Source organism: Streptomyces sp. NPDC002144, from assembly GCF_053593695.1.
On sequence record NZ_JBSFDB010000016.1, the window covers coordinates 27,723 to 49,387 of the forward strand.

The 21,665-nt window shown below is 70.3% G+C and carries 16 protein-coding genes and 1 pseudogene; 13 read left to right on the top strand and 4 right to left on the bottom strand.

Going from position 1 to position 21,665, the window contains the following annotated elements:
• The first annotated feature begins 99 nt into the window (after positions 1–99).
• The 5 genes from ACWCQ1_RS24125 to ACWCQ1_RS24145 all read left to right on the top strand — a co-directional run bounded on the left by ACWCQ1_RS24125 (position 100) and on the right by ACWCQ1_RS24145 (position 5,400).
• Positions 100–1,077 carry a carbohydrate ABC transporter permease gene (locus ACWCQ1_RS24125; RefSeq protein WP_358608104.1) on the top strand — a complete coding sequence of 326 codons (978 nt, stop codon included), beginning with the start codon at positions 100–102 and terminating at the stop codon, positions 1,075–1,077.
• Positions 1,074–1,937: a carbohydrate ABC transporter permease gene (locus ACWCQ1_RS24130; protein WP_451027351.1), complete on the top strand. Its 864-nt coding sequence runs from the start codon at positions 1,074–1,076 to the stop codon at positions 1,935–1,937. Before ACWCQ1_RS24125 ends, ACWCQ1_RS24130 begins: the two co-directional genes overlap by 4 nt.
• Before the next feature lie 30 nt (positions 1,938–1,967).
• Complete coding sequence (locus tag ACWCQ1_RS24135) at positions 1,968–2,987, top strand: hydroxyacid dehydrogenase (protein WP_358608106.1); 1,020 nt, start codon at positions 1,968–1,970, stop codon at positions 2,985–2,987.
• The gene (locus ACWCQ1_RS24140) at positions 2,984–4,864 is read left to right on the top strand and encodes a DUF2264 domain-containing protein (RefSeq protein WP_451027352.1); all 1,881 of its coding nucleotides are present in this window, start codon (positions 2,984–2,986) and stop codon (positions 4,862–4,864) included. Before ACWCQ1_RS24135 ends, ACWCQ1_RS24140 begins: the two co-directional genes overlap by 4 nt.
• Before the next feature lie 149 nt (positions 4,865–5,013).
• Positions 5,014–5,400 (top strand): FG-GAP repeat protein, encoded by a 387-nt coding sequence (locus tag ACWCQ1_RS24145; RefSeq protein ID WP_451027408.1) that lies wholly within the window; start codon positions 5,014–5,016, stop codon positions 5,398–5,400.
• 17 nt (positions 5,401–5,417) lie between these two features.
• Here the strand turns inward: ACWCQ1_RS24145 and ACWCQ1_RS24150 are convergent, their stop codons facing one another.
• Entirely contained in the window at positions 5,418–6,638 is a 1,221-nt protein-coding gene (locus ACWCQ1_RS24150; RefSeq protein WP_451027353.1) for a metallophosphoesterase, read from the bottom strand.
• Positions 6,639–6,951: 313 nt separating this feature from the next.
• Between ACWCQ1_RS24150 and ACWCQ1_RS24155 the strand changes: the two are divergent.
• Positions 6,952–7,211 (top strand): annotated as a pseudogene (locus ACWCQ1_RS24155) (transposase family protein); the annotation flags it as partial.
• Positions 7,212–7,266: 55 nt separating this feature from the next.
• On the opposite strand, the gene ACWCQ1_RS24160 reads toward ACWCQ1_RS24155, so the two are convergent.
• Positions 7,267–7,530, bottom strand: a complete 264-nt coding sequence (locus ACWCQ1_RS24160; RefSeq protein WP_451027354.1) for a hypothetical protein — start codon at positions 7,528–7,530, stop codon at positions 7,267–7,269.
• Positions 7,531–7,784: 254 nt separating this feature from the next.
• Here ACWCQ1_RS24160 and ACWCQ1_RS24165 point away from each other — a divergent pair, with 254 nt between their 5' ends.
• The 7 genes from ACWCQ1_RS24165 (at position 7,785) to ACWCQ1_RS24195 (ending at position 18,518) form a co-directional block, all read left to right on the top strand.
• Positions 7,785–12,074 (top strand): RHS repeat-associated core domain-containing protein, encoded by a 4,290-nt coding sequence (locus ACWCQ1_RS24165; protein ID WP_451027355.1) that lies wholly within the window; start codon positions 7,785–7,787, stop codon positions 12,072–12,074.
• Between the two features lie 114 nt (positions 12,075–12,188).
• Complete coding sequence (locus ACWCQ1_RS24170) at positions 12,189–12,740, top strand: hypothetical protein (protein WP_451027356.1); 552 nt, start codon at positions 12,189–12,191, stop codon at positions 12,738–12,740.
• A 490-nt stretch (positions 12,741–13,230) separates the two neighbouring features.
• Positions 13,231–13,434, top strand: coding sequence for a transposase family protein (locus tag ACWCQ1_RS24175; protein ID WP_451027409.1), 204 nt, complete (start codon positions 13,231–13,233; stop codon positions 13,432–13,434).
• Positions 13,435–13,439: 5 nt separating this feature from the next.
• Complete coding sequence (locus ACWCQ1_RS24180) at positions 13,440–13,634, top strand: hypothetical protein (protein WP_451027410.1); 195 nt, start codon at positions 13,440–13,442, stop codon at positions 13,632–13,634.
• Between the two features lie 357 nt (positions 13,635–13,991).
• Positions 13,992–16,013 carry a LodA/GoxA family CTQ-dependent oxidase gene (locus ACWCQ1_RS24185; protein WP_358608123.1) on the top strand — a complete coding sequence of 674 codons (2,022 nt, stop codon included), beginning with the start codon at positions 13,992–13,994 and terminating at the stop codon, positions 16,011–16,013.
• Complete coding sequence (locus ACWCQ1_RS24190) at positions 16,010–17,185, top strand: NAD(P)/FAD-dependent oxidoreductase (RefSeq protein WP_451027357.1); 1,176 nt, start codon at positions 16,010–16,012, stop codon at positions 17,183–17,185. Before ACWCQ1_RS24185 ends, ACWCQ1_RS24190 begins: the two co-directional genes overlap by 4 nt.
• A gap of 238 nt (positions 17,186–17,423) precedes the next feature.
• Entirely contained in the window at positions 17,424–18,518 is a 1,095-nt protein-coding gene (locus ACWCQ1_RS24195; RefSeq protein WP_451027358.1) for a tyrosine-type recombinase/integrase, read from the top strand.
• 160 nt (positions 18,519–18,678) lie between these two features.
• On the opposite strand, the gene adh is transcribed toward ACWCQ1_RS24195, so the two are convergent.
• Both adh and ACWCQ1_RS24205 read right to left on the bottom strand, forming a co-directional pair.
• On the bottom strand, positions 18,679–20,202 hold the full coding sequence (gene adh, locus ACWCQ1_RS24200) for an aldehyde dehydrogenase (RefSeq protein ID WP_358603489.1): 1,524 nt from the start codon (positions 20,200–20,202) through the stop codon (positions 18,679–18,681).
• A gap of 111 nt (positions 20,203–20,313) precedes the next feature.
• Positions 20,314–21,645 (bottom strand): GAF domain-containing protein, encoded by a 1,332-nt coding sequence (locus ACWCQ1_RS24205; protein WP_207929906.1) that lies wholly within the window; start codon positions 21,643–21,645, stop codon positions 20,314–20,316.
• Positions 21,646–21,665 lie beyond the last annotated feature (20 nt).

Sequence of the window (21,665 nt, forward strand, 5' to 3'; positions counted from 1 at the left end):
GCCCGCATCCGAGCCACCGGCAAGGCCCCCGCACCCCACCTGATCCACCGGCAAGGCCCCCGCACCCCACCTGAGCCGCCCGAAAGGCAGGTGAACCCCGTGGCCGCGACCACCCAGCACGCCCCGCCCGCCGCACCCCCCGGCACCGCGCCGGCCCCCGCCCACCGCACCCGCAAGGCGGCCCGGCGCCGTCAACTCGGCGCCTGCGGCGTCCTGATGGCGCCCTTCTTCGCCCTGCTGGTGACCGTCTTCCTGATCCCCGTCGGCACCGCCGTCTACCTCAGCTTCTACGGCGACGATCATCCGGGCCTCGGCTTCGGCACCGCCCGCACCATCTTCGTCGGGTTCCGCAGCTACACGGCCGTCCTGACCGACCCGACGTTCCTGTCCGGGCTCGGCACGGTCGCCCTGTACTGCCTGCTCTACATTCCGCTCATGGTGATCGGCTCCCTCGTCCTGGCGCTGCTCCTGGACTCCGGCGTCGTACGGCTGCGGGCCTCGGCCCAGCTCGGCCTGTTCCTGCCACACGCCGTGCCCGGCATCATCGCCGCCCTGATCTGGCTCTACCTCTACACGCCCGGCATCAGCCCGGTCGTCGAACTGTTCGCCAAGGCCGACATCACGGTCGACTTCCTGGGGCTGCACACCGTGCTCCCGTCGATCGTGAACATCGCCCTGTGGAGCAACCTCGGCTACAACATGGTGGTCTTCTACGCCGCCCTGCAGGCCGTGCCCCGCGAGGTGATCGAGGCGTCCGTCGTCGACGGCGCGGGACCCGTGCGCACGGCACTGCAGGTCAAGACCCCGCTGGTGCGCGCCTCGGTCGTCATGGTCGCCATGTTCACCCTGATCTGGGGCCTGCAGCTGTTCACCGAGCCGATGCTGCTCAGCCAGTCCTCCCCGATGATCAGCTCCCGCTTCTCACCGAGCATGTACATCTACGACGCCGCCTTCACCCGCAACAACTACAGCCTGGCCGCCGCCGCCTCGGTCGTCCTGCTGCTGTGCACCATCGCCCTGTCCTACGCCGTCACCCGCTGGACCAGCCGGCTCGACCGCACGGAGGAGGCCCGATGAGCGCCGCCGACACCACCCTGCTGCGCCCGAGGACGCTGGGCCGGGCCACCGTCAACGTCGTGGTCGCCCTCTCCGTCCTCTACACCCTGCTGCCCGTGCTCTGGCTGGTGCTCGCGGCCGGCAAGACCCGCGACGCGTTGTTCGGCAGCAACATCCTGTCCCTGAAGGACTTCTCCTTCGGTCAGAACCTGCACGACCTGTTCGCCATGGACGGCGGTCAGTACGGCCGCTGGTACCTCAACAGCCTGCTGTACGCCGTCCTCGGCGCCGCGCTGGGCGCCCTGGTGAGCGTGGCCTGCGGCTACGCGTTCGACAAGTACCGCTTCCGGCACAAGGAGAAGCTGTTCGGGCTGGTCCTGGCGGCCGTCATGGTCCCGCAGACCGTCCTCGCCCTGCCGCTGTACCTGATGGCCTCCGGCACCGGACTCGTCAACACCTTCTGGGCGGTGTTCATCCCGGTCCTGTTCAATCCCTTCGGCGTCTACCTCGGCCGCATCTTCAGCCAGGGCTACGTCCCCGACGAGGTCCTGGAGGCCGCACGCATCGACGGTGCGGGGGAGCTGACCATGTACGCCCGGGTGGCGCTGCGCATGCTCGGCCCCGGCCTGGTGACCGTCTTCCTCTTCCAGCTCACCGCCATCTGGAACAACTTCTTCCTCCCGATGGTGATGCTCTCCAACCAGGACCTGTATCCCGTCAGCCTCGGCCTGTACACGTGGAACAGTCAGGCCACCGTCGAGCCCGACTACTACCCGGTGGTGATCATGGGCTCCCTGCTGGCCGTCCTCCCGCTCATCCTCGCCTTCGTCCTGCTGCAGCGCTTCTGGCGCAGCGGACTGACGGCGGGCTCCGTCAAGTAGCCAGGCTCGCTGAGGAGTTCACGCACCCCCATGACCGACTCGACGTTCCGTCCACGCGCCGCCCTCGCCATGTCCCGGGACGCGGCCGCGGCCGTCCTCGACCCCGAGTCCCTCGAAGCCCTCGCCGCGATCTGCGACCTCGCCCCACCCCCGGCGCTCGACGACCTCACCACCCCGCGCGCTCGCGAAGTCCTCGCCGACGTCGACCTGTTGATCACCGGCTGGGGCTGTCCGCCGCTGGATGCGGCCGCGCTGGCGGCTGCCCCCCGGCTGCGTGCGGTGGTCCACACCGCGGGCAGCGTCCGCGCGCACGTCACCGACGCCTGCTGGGACCGCGGCATCGTGGTCTCCTCGGCCGCCGCCGCCAACGCCCTGCCGGTCGCCGAGTACACCCTCGCCATGATCCTGCTGACCGGCAAACACGTCCTGGAGCGCGCCCGTGAGTACCACGCCACGCGGGTCCGCGCCCCCTGGCTGCGCACTCCGCGCACCGTCGGCAACCACCGCCGTACCGTCGGCATCCTCTCTGCCTCCCTCACCGGCCGCCGCGTGATGGAACTGCTGCGCTCCCACGACCTCGACGTCCTCCTGCACGACCCCTACGTCACCGACGCCGATGCCGCCGAACTCGGCGCTGCACGCGTCGGGTTGGAGGAGCTGTTCGTGCGCAGCGACACCGTCAGCGTGCACACTCCGCTGCTGCCCGCCACGCGCGGCCTGGTCAGCCGATCCCTGATCGAGTCGATGCGCCCCGGCTCCGCCCTGATCAACACCGCACGCGGCGCGGTCATCGACCAGGACGCGCTGACCGACGCCGCCCGGGCCGGCCGCATCCGCGCCGTCCTCGACGTCACCGACCCCGAAGTCCTGCCGCCCGACCACCCGTTGTGGGACTGCGACAACGTGCTCATCACCCCGCACCTGGCCGGCTCCCAGGGCAACGAGTGGGGCCGCCTGGCCGAACTCGCCGTCGCCGAGACGGCCCGCTGGGCCGCGGGCGCCGGTTTCCTGCATCCCGTACAACGCGAAAGGCTGGCGTACACGGCATGACCCTTCCCTTCCCACTTCCCCCGGAGGACCGGGAGTCGAGCCCGTACACCGGATACACCCGAGCCCACTGGGAGGCCGTCGCCGACGGTCTGCTGGCCGCCGCCTGGCGCTGGAGCACCCCGGGCAGCGCCCTGCTCGACCTGCCCGGACGGCCCTCCCGCTCGGGCGTGCGCTCCGACGGCCTGGAGGGCTACGCCCGTACCTTCCTCGCCGCCGCCTTCCGCGTCGCCGGGGCGGGTGGCGCCGACCCGCACGGCTGGCTGGAGCGCTACGCGAGCGGCCTCACCGCCGGCACCCGCACCCCCGGCCGCGACGACACCGAGTCCTGGCCGCTCATCCTGGACCACCACGTCCAGGGCCAGCCCATGGTCGAATCGGCATCCGTGGCCCTCGGCCTGCGTCTGACCGCGCCCTGGCTGTGGAAGAACCTCGACACCGACGTCCAGGACCGCGCCGAGGAATGGCTGCGCGGCGCCCTGCGGCACACGCCCGCGCCGAACAACTGGTACCTCTTCCCCTACACCGTCGCCGGGTTCCTGGAGTCGGTGGGCCGCGGCGACGCCGAAACGGCCGCCGTACGGCAGCGCGCACGGGACCTTCTGGAGGGCTGGTACGTCGGCGACGGCTGGTACACCGACGGTGACGCCCGCGCCTTCGACCACTACAACGGCTGGGCCCTGCACCTGTATCCGGTCCTGGACGCGCATCTGGCCGGTACGGACGACGGCGTGTACGGCGCCCGCCTGCGCGAACACCTCGACGCCTTCTCCCTGTCCTTCGCCGCGAACGGCGCGCCGCTGCACTACGGGCGCTCACTGACCTACCGCTTCGCCGCCTCGGCCGCCGTCGGCCTCGGCGCCGTCACCGGCCACACCCCGCTCATCCCGGGCACCTCCCGCCGCCTGATCAGCGGCAGCCTGCGCCACTTCTTGGACCGGGACGCCCTCACCGAGGACGGACTGCTGAGCCTGGGCTGGTACGGCCCGCACGAGGCGACCCTGCAGACCTACTCCGGCCCTTCCTCGCCGTACTGGGCCTCGAAGGCCTTCGTCGCCCTGCTCGCCCCGCCGGACCACCCGCTGTGGACCGCCCCCGAGGAGCCCGCGCCGGTCGAGACGGCCGACCGTGTACTCGCCCTGCCGGCACCCGGGCTGCTGCTCCAGTCGACCCGCGCCGACGGGATCGTACGACTGCACAACCACGGCACCGACCATGTACGGCCGCACGAGGGCGACTCGGCGGACGCGGACGATCCGCACTACGGACGGCTGGCGTACTCGACGCACACCGGACCGACCGCGAAGGGCAATGCTGCCGACAACCACCTGTCCGTCGTGGTGGGCGGCCGGGGGAGCGTCCGGTGCCGTGTCCATCCGCTGGGAGCGGGCGGTGGCGCCGGCTGGGGCTGGGCCGCATCCTGGCACCGACCGGTCTACACCGGGGGCCCGCCGATGGTGCCCGGGCTGCGGGTGGAGAGCGTGACGGTGGCCCGGGGGCCGTACGAACTCCGCATCCACCGTGTCCTCGGCGCGCCCGCCGACTCCCGTGTCACACAGACCGGTTGGGCCACCGGCCCGGACGGCCCCCTCGTCTCGGCCCTGCACGCCCTGCACGGCTGGGACGAGGAGCCCACCCTGATCCGCGCCCCCCAGGGAACGGCCTACACCCCATGGGCCCAGGTCCCTCGCCTGGCCGGCCGCTCGGGCGGCACGACCGTCCATGTGTCCCTGGCCGCCCTCACCGCCGAGCCGGTCGCCCTGTCGGAAGCCGTTTCCGGTGTGCAGGCCGACGACTCCCGCGTGGAGGTCACCTGGGCACGGGACGGGGCACGGACACGGGTGGACTGGGAGCCGCTCGGGGTGTCGCTCGTGGAGTAGGGGGCGGCGGGAATGGGGACGCCCGGCGGGGTGAGCGTGGCGGCCACGGTGGCTCCGGCAGGGCCGCCGACATCGACGGTGACGGCTACGACGACCTCGCCGTCGGGGCGCCCGGCGCGACTGTCCGGGGCAAGAACGGTGCGGGGTATGTGGGGGTGGCCTTCGGCTCCAAGACGGGGGTCCATGTCGCCAGACACCAGGTCCTCAGCCGGGCGTACCCCGGTGTCCCGGGCGAGCCGCGGGCCGGCGACCGGTTCGGTTCCGCCCTGGCGCTCGGCGACATGGACGGGGACGGTCATGCGGACCTGGTCGTCGGCGCGAGCGGTGCTACGGCCGGGGACGTGCGGGGCGCCGGATCGGTGACCGTGGTCTTCGGCGCGCGAGGCGGCCTGTCGTACCGGGCCATCGGGATCAGCAGAAAGGACTGCCGGTCGAATGCCGCGGTGTCCGTCATACGCCCGATGCTGCCACCCACCACTGACAGCGCCCCGTCACGGGCCGCGAGCTCGCGAGCCGCGCGTCGCCGAGCTGCGTGAAGTGTCGCAGTGCGGTGCTACGGAGCGGTGGGCTGGTGCGGGGAGCGCAGTACCAGCAGGGTGATCTCGCTGGGGGCGAAGACGCGGAACGGAGGGCCCCAGAAGCCGGTGCCGCGGCTGGTGTAGAGGAGGGTGCGGGGGCCGTGGTGGGTGAGGCCGGCGAGGGCGGGCTGGTCGAGGCGGACCAGGTGGTGGAAGGGCCAGATCTGGCCGCCGTGGGTGTGGCCGGAGAGCTGGAGGTCGATGCCGGCGGCTGCCGCCCGGTCGACGAACTTGGGCTGGTGGGCCAGGAGCAGGACGGGCAGGTCGGGGTCGGCGCCGTCGAGGGCTCCGGCGAGGTGGGCCCGGTGGCCGGCCAGGCCGGAGGACTCGGCGGTGACGTCGTCCACGCCGGCGACCACGAGGGTGTCGCCTCCGCGTTCGAGCAGTAGATGACGGTTGCGCAGCGGCTCCCAGCCCAGTTCGTCCATCAGGTCGACCCAGCCCTGGGCCTCGCTGTAGTACTCGTGGTTGCCGGTGACGTACACACGGGCCCGGGTGGCCTTCACGGTGCCGAGGGGGAGGGCCTGGGCGCGGCGGCGTTCGGCCGTGCCGTCCGCGATGTCGCCGGTGTGGCAGACCACGTCGGCCTCCAGGGCGTTCACCGTCTCGCACACCCGAGCCGACCAGCGGGCACGATCGAGAGGGCCGTAGTGGGTGTCGGTGATCAGGACGACCCGGAGCCCGTCCAACCCGGCACCCAGCCGAGGGAGCGGCACGTCGAGTCGGCGCACGCGTGGCACGCGGCGGGCCTCGGCGTACCCCCAGGCGAGAAGGACCACGGTCACGGCGAGGACGGCCCAGGTGACGATCCGGGCCCGGTCCTGGCTCTCGCCGACGCCCGCCACGGTCAGGGCGAGCCGCAGGAGGATGCCGAGCAGCACCGACCAGGTGAACAGGACCCAGCTGCTGCCCAGCAGGGTGTCCCCGACGATCGCCATCCGGTCCTGCTGGCGCCGGCCGTGACCGCGCACCATCGCGAGCGGCATACCGACCAGGCCGAGGGCGAACAGGGCGGTGCCGGCCAGCGTGACGGGCAGCGGCCAGTGCTGGCCGGCGTACAGGAGCACCCCGCACGGCACCGTCCACAGCAGGACGGGGGCGATCAGGGGTATGTAGCGCATCAGGCGGTACAGTCGGCTCCGCCGCGGCGCCTGCGCCTCGCCCTCGGCGGGCCGGGTCTCGCTGGTGTCGGTCACGCTTCCCCTCCTGACCGGGCTGCCCTTTCGCGCACTGTATCCGGTCGACCTCGGCATGGGCCGCGATCGGGGTGCCGCTGCCTCGGCCACCCGCGACGGCTGATCGTTGTGCCAACGGCCGCCGTACGATGGGCGAGCGCTTGCGTGAACGGGTCGGAAGTGAAGGCGGCACGCATGACTCGGGGCGACGACACGGACTCCCTGGAGGGCACGGACTCCCCCGACGACACTGACGCGCTGGACGGCACGGACTCCCTCGACGAGGCGGCGAAGGTGTTCATGGCGGTGCGGCCCCGGCTCTTCGGCATCGCCTACGCGCCTGGTCGTGGCCACCGCTCGTCCGGCCCCAGGCAAGAAGGCCGGTGCCCATGTGTGGCGCAACTCCGGCCTGCCGCACCAGTGCCAGCGCGTCACCGTGCTCGGCGACGGCGCCTGCATCAACACCGGCCTGGTCGTCCGCACCGCAAACGACCCGGCCGGCCCCTGCCGGCCGGCGAGGAAGCCGACAACGCGGAGCGTCGTCGGGTCCGTGCGCGGGTCGAGCATTCGATCGGTCGGCTGAAGAACTACAAGGATCGTCCGCGACTGGCTCAAGGACGCAAGGCTGTGCCATCCGGACCACCCGCGGTCAACGTGCTCCGCCTGGTGCGTGATCGACAGCACGCTCGTAGAGCGACTCCAACGTCTGCAGCAGCTGGCGCTCAACGGGTTCGATCAAGTTCCGGTCTCGACAAGGGCGCCGCTCGGGGACGCCGCAAGTGCGTCGGCCCTCGGCCGCCCACAGTGCGTCGGCCAGTGCCGGCACCGCGCCGAGGGCGAGCGGCGCGTAGTTGAACGTGTCGATGGTGTTCGGGCAGGCCTGTGGCAGGCAGAACAGCATCGTGACGACCACGGGGATGCGTTGGGCCGACAAGTTCCGCTGTTGCCTCGGGAGCTCCTGTGCCTCACTGCTTCATCTGAGGGGATGTCAGGTGCGGCGTCATATCGCCCAAACACGCAACTGGGCCCGTCCGTGGGGCCGTTCACCCGCTTCTCGGTGCGTCAAGAATGCACAAAGGCTTCGATCGCCGACAGACGGAAAGATCCTCATTGTTGTCTCTTGCAGGCAATCATCTCCTTCGGAGCCAAGGTAACTTCACAACGACCTTGAAGATCACCATCAAGCCCGATACCGCGGGCACCAACATCCTGTCCGTCCGCAGCACCGACAAGGCGGAGAACAAGTCCGACCCGGTCGTCTACACCTTCCACGTAGGGCCGGGCGGCGTCACCAGCCCCCGCGACGGCACCCGCACCGCGGCCCGGGTGCCGCTGACCGCCGAGGCGGACAGCGGTAAATACACCGGCGTCTCCTTCGACTGGCGGCGCGGCGACGCCGACGCCTGGACCCCCGTGCCCGCCGCGGACGTGACCGCGGGCGGTCAGCCCCTGTCCTCGTGGCCGGCCCCGCTCACCGCGGGCAAGAGCGCCAAGCTCACCTGGAACGCCACCTCGACCGTCAACCCCGACGGCGACATCCAGCTGCGCGCCGACTTCACCGGCTCCGGCGCCTCGGCGTCGTCCGACGCGATCAGTGTCGTGGTGGACCGCGGCGCCGACGGCGCCGCCACCACGGATGTCGGCCCCGGTAAGCTCAACCTGCTTACCGGTGACTACAACCTGTCGGCCACCGACGCCTCCTACTTCGGCCTGACGGTGGACCGCACGGCCTCATCCCGGTCCCCTCAGGCCGGCGCCCACGACGACCAGGCACCCATCTTCGGTGAGGAATGGACATACGGCGCGGCGTCCGACCAGGTGGACACGCCCTTCTCCTATCTGCGCAAGACCTCGGCCACCTCGCTGAGCGTCGTCACGGCCGCCGACAACTCCGAGATCCGCTTCACCGCGACCGGGGACGGCAAGGGCTGGGTACCCGAACCCGGCTCGGAGGACTACACGCTCACCGGTTCCTTCGCCGGCACCTTCACCATCGAGAGCAGCCTCGGCGAGGTCACCACCTTTGTCCGGACCACGTCGACCAGTAGTACCTGGCAGGCGAAGACCTCGTACACCGACGGGGTCGCGGACTCCACCACCACGACCGTCTCCGAGCCGGTCACCGTGGGCGGCGTGCAGACGGCACGGCCCAAGTACCTCATCGCAGCCACCTCCGCCGTCCCGGCCGCAACCTGCCAGGCCGACCCCTCGGTCAAGGGTTGCCGCGTCCTGGAGTTCGTCTACGCGACCACCACCACCGCGACCGCTTCGGCGTTCGGTGACGTGAAGGACCAGGTCTCGGCCATCCGGCTGTGGTCCACCGCGCCCGGGGCCGCTGCCGCGACCGCAACGGCCGTGGCGGCCTACCGGTACGACGTCTCGGACCGTCTCGCCGAATCCTGGGACCCGCGGATCTCCCCGGCGCTGAAGACCACGTACGGCTACGACTCCGACGGGCGCGTCACCACCCAGACACCACCCGGACAGCTGCCGTGGACCTTCGGCTACGGTCAGGCCGGCTCCAATCCGGCGGCCGGCGACCGGATGCTGCTGAAGGTGTCCCGTCCCTCCCTCACTCCAGGAAGTGCCACCCAGACCAACGGCACCGCAGAGACGAACATCGTCTACGGCGTCCCGCTCAGCGGCGGCTCCGCGCCGGAGGACCTCGGCGCGACGGCCATCGCGTCCTGGGGGCAGAGCCACGTGCCCACCGACGGCACCGCCGTCTTCCCGGCCGACCAGGTGCCCTCGGGCCACGACGGCCCCGCCCTCGCCTCAGGCGGGTACCAGCGGGCGGCCATCCACTACCTGGACGCCTCCGGTCGCGAGGTGGACCAGGCCGCGCCCGGTCACCACATCGACGTCACCGAGTACGACGGGTTCGGCAACACCACCCGCACTCTGACCGCGGCCAACCGCGAACTGGCGCTCGGCACCACCGCGGCCCAGCGCACCCAGCTGACGAACCTGGGCATCAATGCCCTGTCGTCCGCCGAGCGCGCCCAACTGCTGTCCACCGTCTCGGTCTACAGCGCCGACGGCGTCCGCGAGACCGACACCTACGGCCCGCTGCACCCGGTCACCCTCGAGGCGAAGCTGACGAGCGGCACCACCACGCTCGCCGGCGCCGGCAGTCAGCTCGCGGCCCGCGTGCACACCGTCCAGGAGTACGACACCGGCCGTCCCACCGACGGCACGGCGACCATCCAGGACCAGGTCACCAAGGTCACCGAGGGTGCACAGCCGCGCTCCTGGCCCACCCTGCTGGCCGACCCCCGCGTCACGGCCCACACCATCGACTGGACCAAGGGCCAGCCCACCGGCACCACCCAGGATCCGAGCGGCTTGGGCCTCACCTCCGCGACCTCGTACGACAGCCAGAGCCGGGTCGCAACGACGTCCCAGCCCGCCTCCGGCGGGAGCGACGCCGGCACCACCAGGACCACGTACTACACCGCCGGCTCCACCGGGACCTGCGGCAACCGGCCCGAATGGGCCGACCTGGTCTGCCAGACCGCGCCTGTGGCCGCGATCAGCGGCGGCGGCAGCAATCCGACCGGCCTGCCTACGAAGACCTTCGAGTACGGCCTGTACGGCCAGCCGACGAAGGTGACCGAGACAGCCAACGGAGTCACCCGTACTACGAGCTCGGGCTTCGACTCCGCGGGCCGGGCGACCGTCTTCACCACCAGCGGAGGGCTCGGCGCCGCGGTGCCAGCGGGCACGACGACGTACGACCCTGCCACCGGGTTGCCGCTCAAGGTGACCTCGGCGGCCGGCGGCACCATCAGCAAGGCCTACGACGCCCTTGGCCGGGAGATCTCCTACACCGACGCCGACGGCGGTACCACCACCACGTCCTACGATGCGCTGGACCGGCCGCTCAAGGTGACCGACAGCGTCCCGTCCACCACCACCTACACCTACGACACCGTGATCGATCCGCGCGGTCTGGCCACGTCGGTCACCGACTCCGTGGCTGGCACGTTCACGGCCCGCTACGACGCCGACGGCGCCGTCACCGGCCAGACTCTGCCCGGCGGTTACACCATGGCCCAGACCGCCGACACCACAGGAGCGATGACCAGCCGGCTCTATACCCGTACGTCGGATGGCACCGTCCTGGTCTCCGACAGCATCACCCTGACCGTGCACGGCCAGCGGGCCACGCATACCGGAACACCCGGCGTCACCGCGTCCCAGACCTACGGCTACGACGCGGCGGGCCGCCTCACTCAGGTCCAGGACACCAGCACCGACGCATACTGCACCACTCGCACCTACGCCTACGACAAGAACAGCAACCGCAAGTCCCTGGCGACGGCCACTGCGGCGGTGGGCGCGGACTGCGCCACGACCGGCGCCACCACCACGACCTACGCCTACGACACCGCCGACCGTCTGGTGAACTCGGGTTACGTCTACGACGCGTTCGGCCGCACTACCAGCCGGCCCGGCGCCACGTTGGCCTACTACGCCAACGACCTGATCCAGCAGGAGACCACCGACAGCCGACGGCAGTCCTGGAACCTGGACTCCATGCTGCGCCTGCGGTCCTGGACCACCGAGAGCAACTCCTCGGGCACCTGGACCCAGACCTCGGCCAAGGTCAACCACTACGGCTCGGACGACGACAACCCCCAGTGGATCAGTGAGGACACCGCCGGCACCGTCACCCGCAACATCCAGGGCGCCGACGGCAACCTCGCCGCCACCACCACCACCACCAAGACCGGCGGCCTGGTCCTGCAGATGGCGAACCTGCACGGGGACATCACCCTGCAGCTGCCCGCAGACACCTCCGTCGCGCCGACCGTCCTGGACGCCGACGAGTACGGCAATCCCAGGACGGGCCAGCCGTCGACGCGGTACGCGTGGCTGGGCGGCAAGCAGCGCTCCGACGAGACCGTCACCGGACTCACCCTGCTGGGAGTACGGGTCTACGACCCCACCACCGGCCGATTCCTGTCCACGGACCCGGTACACGGCGGCAGTGCCAACGCCTACGAATACGGCAACGGCGACCCCGTCAACAACTACGACCTCGACGGACGGTGCGGCAAGGAATGTCACGAGGCCAAGGCATGCATGAGCCTGGGCTATTCGAACTGCATGTTCGTGATCTACCTGTCCGGCATCCTGTCCTTGAACATCAAGGGCAACCACGGCCGGCGCAACGCCATCCGTCACTTCATCTGGCAGGCCAGCCTCACCTATTTCTTCGGTGCGGCCGCCGCCAAACGGATAGGAAACGCGCACGAGTGGGGAGAGAAGTGTCCACGGCACGGACGCTGCGACACCAAGGTGGACCAGCACAACAACCGTACGGCACGGATCTTCGAGAGCAGCAGCTACAACCGCAGACAAACCCGCTACTGGCTGAACAGGGGGCTACTGCTCCAGTATCTCTACTCGGTCGGCAGCTACCTGTACCGCTACGGCCCCCTCTGGGGCTAGCAGCCGTCGGCGATCAGCAGTGATCCAAACGAACGACAAACCGGGCGCGGCCCCCAAGGGACCGCGCCCGGTCACCAGTCCTCGCACCCACGTCCACCCGTACTCGCAGGAGCCATGTTGTTCCCCACACCATCGTCCGTCGGCACCCGCGTCATACTGGCGGCGGCTCTCCTGCTGCCGACCGCCTTCCTCAGTGCGTGCTCCGCCCTCGGCGGCGGCGACGGCTGTCACGACACGGCCGCCGAACTCAAGCGACTGGCCAAGCAGCCACTCCTCGACTCACCACCCGCCGATGCCTCGGCACCCGCCAACTACCGCGGGGTGGGCGTGACCACCGGATGCGACGACGACAGCAGCGGAGCGCCCTGGCTGCACGCGGACCGCCTGTACGCGTTCCCGGGCAAACCCGACGACGTCATCGCCTACTACACCAAGACAGCCGCCGCGGCCGGCTGGAAGTTCGAGGAGGACCCCGCCGCCGGGGCACCGCCCGCCACCGTGGAGGGTGCCTGCTGGACCAGGACCGAGCAGGGCCGGCATCTGCTGCTCGACGTCGACCTCCGTCCCAAAGGCTTCTCGCCCGAGCCCGAGGTCGGCACGGGCCTCGCCTACTCGGTATCGGTCGGCACCGAGAGGGACGGCGGCAAGGAAACTTGTTGGCACTGATCCGAAAATCGATGCGTCCGTGTGACGCGAACCGTTGCTTGCCCCGGACCGTTCCTGGCTCGCTCAAGGCCGAGCGGAGGCCGCACGCACCTCACCGGCGACCGGCCCGGGCCGCGGCCCTTTGACGGCGATGGACGCTCGATCTCAACGCTTCCGCCGACGTCCGCGCTCGCTCGCGGTCGCAACACGCTTTAACGATCTCGTGCACAATTGGCCGTAGCTCGGCGCCCGGGTGGCTCGTTGAGCTGTGCGTGATGGGGGCTGGCGCCCGTGGGTTGATCGTGGCGGAGTACCGGGTCACTGGACTGTCGCCGGATATAATCGCTGAACTCGTTGCCGAGGTAGGGCCGTTGTGGCACGAGCAGCATCAGGCACGCCTGACGGCTCGCCTGCGGTGACGGGCTGTAGGCGCAGGGCGAAGCACAGATTCGTCTTCGTCGACCGGCTGCTGGCCACGCTGGTGAGTCCGCGCCATGGCACCACTCATGACGTGACGGCCTGCTGGTTCGGCGTGCACCGCTCCACCATTATCCGCGCCATCGGCGAGGTCCGGCCGCTGCTGGCGCAGCGGGGGCTGGACCGTCGCGCCGGACGTCCGGCTGCGTACTCTCGCCGAGGTCGTCGAGTTCCTGGGCGCCAGCGGTCAGACCGGGAGACAGGTTCGTCTCCGGCAAGACCAAGCAGAACGCCGTGAAGTCCATGGTCCTCACGGACACCGAGGGGCGCGTGCTGTTCTGCAGCCCGGTCCGGCCGGGCAACTGGGCTGACATCACCCAGGCCCGGCGACTCGGCCTGGTCGAACTCCTGGCCCACGGCCCGTTCGTGGAGATCCTCGCGGACGCTCCGCCGCGAGCAGATGAGCGACACACCCGGCCCAGTGGCTCGCGGGTGTGACCGGGGCGGCTCCGCGGCCTCCGACGTGACACAGTCAACCGTGCACGAGGTCGTGAGGGCAGTCCCGCAAAGATCGGCTTGCGCGCCCGGCCGTACGGAGCCGGGGAGGCAGGATGTCCTTAGGTAGTGATCAAACCTGCGGGTCAGAGCACTGCGATCCACCTTGTCGGCGTATCGCAGACCCCCGCCCTGCTGCACAGGAGTCACGTTTCCTGCCCTGGCTGAAGCCGGGGGTGGCGCCAGCTTGGCGCCCCAGGATGCATCCGCACAGCCGTTCGGCAATCTCGATGTTCGGCCGAAATCGCGAGGTCTTCCGTTTAAGATCGAACCGGCGGTCCTGCAACGGAAGGGTGTTCGATGGACGTTGAAATCGTGCAGGTGAAAATTCACCCTGCCATTGGTGTCGCCCGGGTCGGCAACAGCAAAGAAGCACCCTTCATCGGCCCGGAATCACCGGACCAGAAACCCGCGGACGCCGGCGCGTACAAGGACGCTTCCGGGGCGATCCGGAGGCAGGCCGCCCGCTTCCGGGTATACGGCTACAACGCCGCAGGAGAGGTCGTACGGGAGCTGAAGCCGGGCGAAGCGGGTGTTTCCGAGATTCAGTGGACCGTGCACCTGGCCAACAAGAAGGCCGCCTGGTACCAGTTCCATCTGCCGCTCGACACCCCCGAGGGCAAGACACTCGCGCCGGAGCAGTACGGCCTGCGAAACGCCGACGTCACGGGCGCCAACCGGAAGAAGCTGGTCATCGACCCCGGAAGCCGCACCGTTCGCGGCTCGATGACCGAGACGCAGAAATTCGATTCCGGCAAGATCATGGACAAGGCGGTATATCTCGGAGAGATTTCCACCCAATCCGACGGCCGCCTGCTGGTGCTCGGCGGAAGAGGAAATTCCGCCTCCTACAAGAACAAGCCGATCACCGGAGTCACGAACAACGACACCTGGTACGACGACGTGTCCGACGGCCCGGTCACGGCGAAGGTTCGTATCGACGGCAGAGATCTCACCGCCACCTCTGCCTGGGTCGTGGTGGGACCTCCCCATTACGCCCCCGGTGTGAAATCCGTCCGCACCCTCTACGACCTGCTTTTCGATGTCTTCGTCACGGCCCGTTCACTGACTCGCCCGTCGCAGATCTCGTTCACCGACCATATTGAACCGATACTGCGCCGGTTTTGCGATCTGCAATGGGTGAACCACGGCTTCGCCACACAGTTCGGGTGGAACGGCCCCAACTTCTTCCTCTCCCCGGAGATGCGGAAGCGGCTCGCCGATCCGTCCCCACGCAACCGGGAACTGCGCCGCCAGACGTACGTCTCCCTGCGCGACTACGACCGCGACGGCACGTCCCCGGTGCCGTGGCCGTGGCTCTACGGCGACGCCATGGCCAGCAAGCCCAAGTCCGTGCGTCAGCACAGCAAACTGTCACCAACCCAGGACTGGATGCTGAGCCGTTGGGCCGACGGCGCCTTCCAGGCCGGACCGCTTCGGCCTTCCCGACCGAACGTGGACGCCGCCCCCGTCGCCGAGCAGCCGGGACTGCTGGACCGGGCCGCCCTGGAGAGCTGCGCCGCCGACGCGTTCCACCCGGGGATCGAAGTCACCTGGCCGATCAGAACCCCGAGCATGTACAGCGCGCCCTTCCGCATCAAGCACCGATCCCCGAACACCGCGGAACCCGACTACGGGCCCACCCTCACTCCGCAGGAGGCGACCGCCGCGAACGGCCCGCTGTTCGCGCAGGGGCCCGGCGACCTCACCCGTTGGATGGCCGCCCCCTGGCAGACGGACACCGCGAGCTGCCGCTCCGGCTACGAGGTGCTGGCCAACCTCGGCCCCCGCTACAGCCCGTACCTGCCGACCTTCTGGCCCGCCCAGGTACCGAACCACGTGCTGAAGCTGGAGGACTTCGAGAAGGTCAACGCGCCGTCGGCCGACGCCGACGACAGCGCCCGGGAGGAGGCGTTCGAGCGGCGGGCGACCTGGCTGCGCGGTCTCACGGGCGACATGAACGAGCAGCGCACACAGATGATCAAGGACTGGCCGAAGCTCGGCATCGTCGAGGTGCGCGACTACACCGTGGGCGACGGCAGGTTCCCCGCACGGATCCAGGTCGAGTCGCGCCCGGCAGCCCCGCTCGACCAGGCACTGGACACGGCGAACCTCGTCAACCTCCAGGTACCCGAGGCGGGTCCGTCCGTGCTGGCCGCAGCGGCCGGAACCTGGCCCACCGACAGGCTCGCCCCCGAGACCGTCGAGGCCGACCACGTGGCACAGGCGGTCAGGGCGGCGGCGCAGGCGACCGGCTACTCCGAGGAGGAGATCGCGGCCGGATACCTGGAGAGACTCGACCCATTCCGCGAGAACCAGTGAGCGCCGATTCCGCATCGGAAGGCGCGGAAACGTACGACGTGGTGGTGGCGGGCGGTGGCCCGGCCGGCTCCGCCGCCGCGATCACCCTCGCCCGGGCCGGCCGTACGGTCCTGCTGGCGGACGCCGGCACCGGGCCGCCGAAGATCGGCGAGACCCTCGTCCCCGCCGCACGGGTCCTGCTGGGTGACCTCGGCGTCGCTGACCATGTCCTCGGGTCCGGCCATCTGCCCTGCTACGGGAGCCTCTCGGCGTGGGGTTCGGCCGACCTGCACGCCATGGACTTCATCAACGATCCCCACGGCCACGGCTGGCATCTCGACCGCCGGCTCTTCGACCGGCGACTGCGCGACGCCTCCCGCGCGGCGGGAGCCGAGGTCGCCGAGGGCACGGCCGTACGCGGCACGACCCGGAGGCCGGAGGGCGGTTGGACTCTGGCTCTGCGCGGCGGGACGGGCCCTGCCGATGCCCCTGGGGCGGGTGGGGAGCGCACGGTGTGCTGCCGCTGGGTGATCGACGCCACCGGCCGCGCTGCCGCGATCGCCGTCCGGTGCGGGGCCCGGCGATGGGTCCGGGACCGGCTCACAGCCCTTTACGCGCACCTGGAGACGGACTCGCGGGACACCGACCGCCGCTCCCTCGTCGAGTCAGACGAAGACGGCTGGTGGTACACCGCCCCACAGCCCTCCGGCGGGCGCCTCGTCGCCTACTTCACCGACACCGACCTGTCTGCCGCCCCGTACACCGCCCGCCACTTCCACCGACGGTTGTCGGCCACCAGTCACGTGTCCCGGTGGACCCACAGGCACGGGCCCCCGCCTGCGCCACCAGTCGCGCCACGCCGGGCCGCCGCGCACACAGCGCACCTGGACCGGGTGTACGGGGACAGCTGGACCGCCGCCGGGGACGCGGCGATCGCCTTCGACCCGCTCTCCTCCCAGGGCGTCCTCACCGCCCTCTACACCGGGATGAGCGCGGGCCTGGCCGTCGACACCCACCTGAGTCGTATGCACCGCGGCGCGGACTCCCGCCTCGCCGCCTATGCGCACGAGGTCGAGGCCGCGCGGACTGCGTATCTGCGGGGCCACCGACTCGTCCACGCCCAGGAAGTCCGCTGGATCCACCGCCCCTTCTGGGCACGGCGCCTGGCCGACTCGCCCCCATCCCCCCTCTGAACGCAGTCGGAGCACCCGGCGACGGCCCGCCCACCGACCGATGTGGTCCCTGGACATTGAAGTCCCCACTCGGATCGCCCCACCGGATCGGGGCACTTACCCGGCAGCACCCCGATCGCCGACCAGCTGGCAACTTGGCAGGACGACACTCTGACGGGCAGCCTTCGGTGATCGGCGCCCCGACTGTACGGGTATGGTCCGGTGGACGGTCAATGGGCGCGAGAAATCAGAGTCATTCATGACCGTCGGGCTCGCCGACAGCAGGCGGTCAAAGCTGATGACCGCAGCGAGCGATGGTGAGCCCTTCGATGAGCACACAGGGCTGCCAGCGTCCGAGCTGCGAGCTATCAAGCAGCGGACGACATGGTATGACCTTGCGCACGAATACCTCGACCAGCGTTGGGACCGCACGCCGGGAAACACCCGCCGCACACTGGCCGATGCATTCGCCACCATCACGCCTGCCCTTGTGCGCTCTGGCGCGACCTATCCGGAGCCGCGTGTGCTGCGGCGAGCGTTGTACTCCTGGGCGTTCATCAAGAAGGCGTGGGAGAAGGAGCCCGTTGAGGAATGGCGGCAGGCGCTGGACCCGGCACGACGCAAGCGGGCTGCATTCAACGAAGTCCTCAACATCGCTGTAGAGAAGGGTTATTTCACCGCCCAGGTCGCCCGGCTGCTCGCAGCGGTTGCCCAGCAGCGCGGGCGCGGCCCTCACCTGGAGGCGTTCTTCGGCTGCATGTACCACACGGCGATGCGGCCTGCTGAGGTCATCCATCTCAGGCTCGAACAGTGCCATCTGCCCGACTCCGGCTGGGGGATGCTCAACCTGTCGGGTGGCGTCGTCATCGCAGGCAAAGACTGGACGGACGGTGGCGCGGTGCACGAAGTGCACTCCCTCAAGCGCCGCGCGGCCACCGCGACTCGGCCTGTGCCCATCTCGCCGCAGTTCGTACGCATGCTCCGCGCACACATCGAACGCGTCGGTGTGGCGCCGGACGGCCGACTGTTCCGGAACCAGGCCGGCAACTACGTGGACGCGGCTGCATATGGCACAACGTGGTCGCGGGCACGGAAGTACGCCCTGACCCGTACAGAACTCGCCTCCAAGCTGGCCAAGCGGCCCTACGATCTCCGCCACGCCGGGATCTCGTTCTGGCTGTACTCCGGTGTGGACCCCGCCGAGTGCGCTCGTCGCGCGGGCCAGAGCATTGAGGTCCTCTTCCGTCACTACGCCAAGTTCCTGGACGGCGTCCGAGAGCAGGCCAACCGCCTCATCGAGCAGTCCATGCAGGAGTGGGACCGCGTCAGCCAGGGCGCGGAGTCTGAAGGGTGAGTCGGGGTTTGGTCCGTGACTGGTCCGGAAGTACTGGTCAGGAGCGGGACAGCGGTGGGATGAACTGGGAGTTATGACGTAAGTCGGTCCCTGCGCTTGGCGGGCCGAGAGGAAGGCGCCTGACGGGCAAAAGACCAGGTCAGGCGCCTTTTTCGTGCCTCTAGAAGAAGCCCAGCTTCTTCGGCGAGTACGACACCAGAAGGTTCTTCGTCTGCTGGTAGTGCTCCAGCATCATCTTGTGGGTCTCGCGGCCGATGCCCGACCCCTTGTAGCCGCCGAACGCCGCGTGTGCCGGGTAGGCGTGGTAACAGTTCGTCCAGACGCGGCCCGCCTGGATCGCGCGGCCGGCGCGGTAGGCGGTGTTGACGTCCCGTGTCCACACGCCCGCCCCGAGGCCGTACAGCGTGTCGTTGGCGATCTTGATGGCGTCGTCGAAGTCGTCGAACGACGTCACCGAGACGACCGGCCCGAAGATCTCCTCCTGGAAGATCCGCATACGGTTGTGGCCCTCGAAGATGGTCGGCTGGACGTAGTAGCCGCCCTTCAACTCGCCGTCGTGCTCGATGCGTTCGCCGCCGGTGAGCACCTTGGCGCCCTCCTGCCGGCCGATGTCGAGGTAGGAGAGGATCTTCTCCAGCTGGTCGTTGGAGGCCTGCGCGCCGATCATCGTGTCCGTGTCGAGCGGGTGGCCGGTCTTGATGAGCTCGGTGCGGGCGACCGCCGCCTCCATGAACTCGGCGTAGTGGCCCCGCTGGACCAGCGCCCGCGACGGGCAGGTGCAGACCTCGCCCTGGTTGAGGGCGAACATCGTGAAGCCCTCGAGCGCCTTGTCCCGGAAGTCGTCGTCAGCGCCCCAGACGTCCTCGAAGAAGATGTTCGGGGACTTGCCGCCGAGTTCCAGCGTGACGGGGGTGATGTTCTCGGAGGCGTACTGCATGATCAGCCGGCCGGTCGTGGTCTCGCCGGTGAACGCCACCTTCGCCACCCGCGGGCTGGACGCGAGCGGCTTGCCCGCCTCCACGCCGAAGCCGTTGACGATGTTGACGACACCCGGCGGCAGCAGGTCGGCGACCAGGCTCATCCAGTAGTGGATGGACGCCGGGGTCTGCTCGGCCGGCTTGAGCACGACCGCGTTGCCCGCGGCCAGCGCCGGCGCCAGCTTCCAGGTCGCCATCAGGATCGGGAAGTTCCACGGGATGATCTGCGCGACCACACCGAGCGGCTCGTGGAAGTGGTAGGCCACCGTGTCGTCGTCGACCTCGCCGAGCGAGCCCTCCTGCGCCCGGATCGCGCCCGCGAAGTAGCGGAAGTGGTCGATGGCCAGCGGGATGTCGGCGGCCAGCGTCTCGCGCACCGGCTTGCCGTTCTCCCAGCTCTCCGCGACCGCGAGCTGTTCGAGGCTGGCCTCCATCCGGTCGGCGATCTTCAGCAGGATGTCGGAGCGCTCGGTCACCGACGTACGGCCCCAGGCCGGCGCCGCCGCGTGCGCCGCGTCGAGCGCTCGCTCCACGTCCTCCGCCGTGCCCCGCGCGATCTCGGTGAACGGCTGCCCGTTCACCGGCGACGGGTTCTCGAAGTACTGCCCGCGGGCCGGCGGTACGTACTCGCCCCCGATGAAGTGGTCGTAGCGCGCCTGGTAGGAGACGATCGCGCCCTCGGTGCCGGGCGCAGCGTAACGGGTCATGCGGTGGGCCTCCTTCAGAAGCGCTGCCCGCCGTTGGGCAGCTTTCGCGAGGAGGCTAGGAACGCCTACGTTGCAACCACGTTGCCGTGCGCGGGACCGTGGCCCCGATGGTCAGGACGGCCGGCCCGGGCGGCGGACGGCGACTCCGGTCCAGTCGGCCGGTGCCCCCAGCTCGGACTCCAGTGCAGTGAGGCGCGAACGGACCGCCGCCGTGGGCCGCACCGCCGCCAGCGCCCGCCACACCTCCAGATCGTCCTCACCCCACGGCGCGTGCGCCCAGTCCGCCAGCAGGTCGGGATCGCGGCGGGCTATCAGCGCCGAGCGCAGACCGTCGGCGAGGCGGTGCCTGAGCCGCACCACCGCCGGGGCCTGGGAACCCGGCAGCAGCGGACCGCCGTACCCCTTGGCGGCCGCCGTGATCGCGCCCGTCTCCAGACGCCGCTCGACGACGGCGACGTCGGACTCCACCGGCACGGTCAGCCGGTACGGCCGCGAACCCAGCAGCACCGGGCCCAGTACCCGGCGCAGCCGCGCCATCTCGGCCCGCAGCGTCACCGGTGTCACCGACTCGTCCTCGTACAGCGCGCACAGCAGCTCGTCCCCGGTCAGCCCCTCGGGATGCCGGGACAGCAGTACGAGGATCTCGCTGTGCCGCCGGCTGAGCCTGATCCGGCGCCCCTCGACGAGGAGTTGCGCCTCGTCCCGGCCGAGGGCCGTCAGCTCCGGCGTGCCGTCGGCGGACCGCTCGGGGAGGAGCAGCGCCAGCTGGGACTCCGCGGCCCGCGCGACCGCCTGTACGAACCCCAGGCTGTGCGGATGCGCGAGCCCGTCCCCGCCGGTGATGTCCACGGCGCCGAGCACCCGCCCGGTGCGCGGATCGTGCACCGGCGCCGCCGCGCACGTCCACGGCTGCACGCGCCGGCTGAAGTGCTCGGCCGCGAACACCTGCACCGGCCGGTCGACGGCGACCGCGGTGCCCGGCGCGTTGGTGCCCATCGCCGACTCCGCCCAGCGGGCACCCGGCACGAAGTTCATCCGTCCCGCCCGCTGCCGGGTCGTCGAATGCCCCTCCACCCACAGCAGCCTGCCGTGCGCGTCGCACACCGCCAGCAGATGCTCGCCGTCGGCGGCGAAGGTCCCCAGCAGCTCCCGGAACAGGGGCATCACCCGCGCCAGCGGATGCTCGGCCCGGTAGGCGCCGAGATCGCCGTCGACCAGCTCCACGTTCGCCGTGCCGTCGGGCCCCACCCCGGCCCGCGCGGAACGCCGCCACGACTCGGCCACCACCGAACGCACCGGGCGGGTCACCGTGCCCGCCTCGGTGAACGTCTCGTGCGCACGGCGCAGCATCCGCGCGTGTTCGGCAGGGTCGGCCCCCGGCTCCAGGGCCACCCACGGATCGGTCAACTGGGCCTCCCCGGCTGGTGATGCGGTTGGGGACATCGTCACTCCCCGTGCGCGCT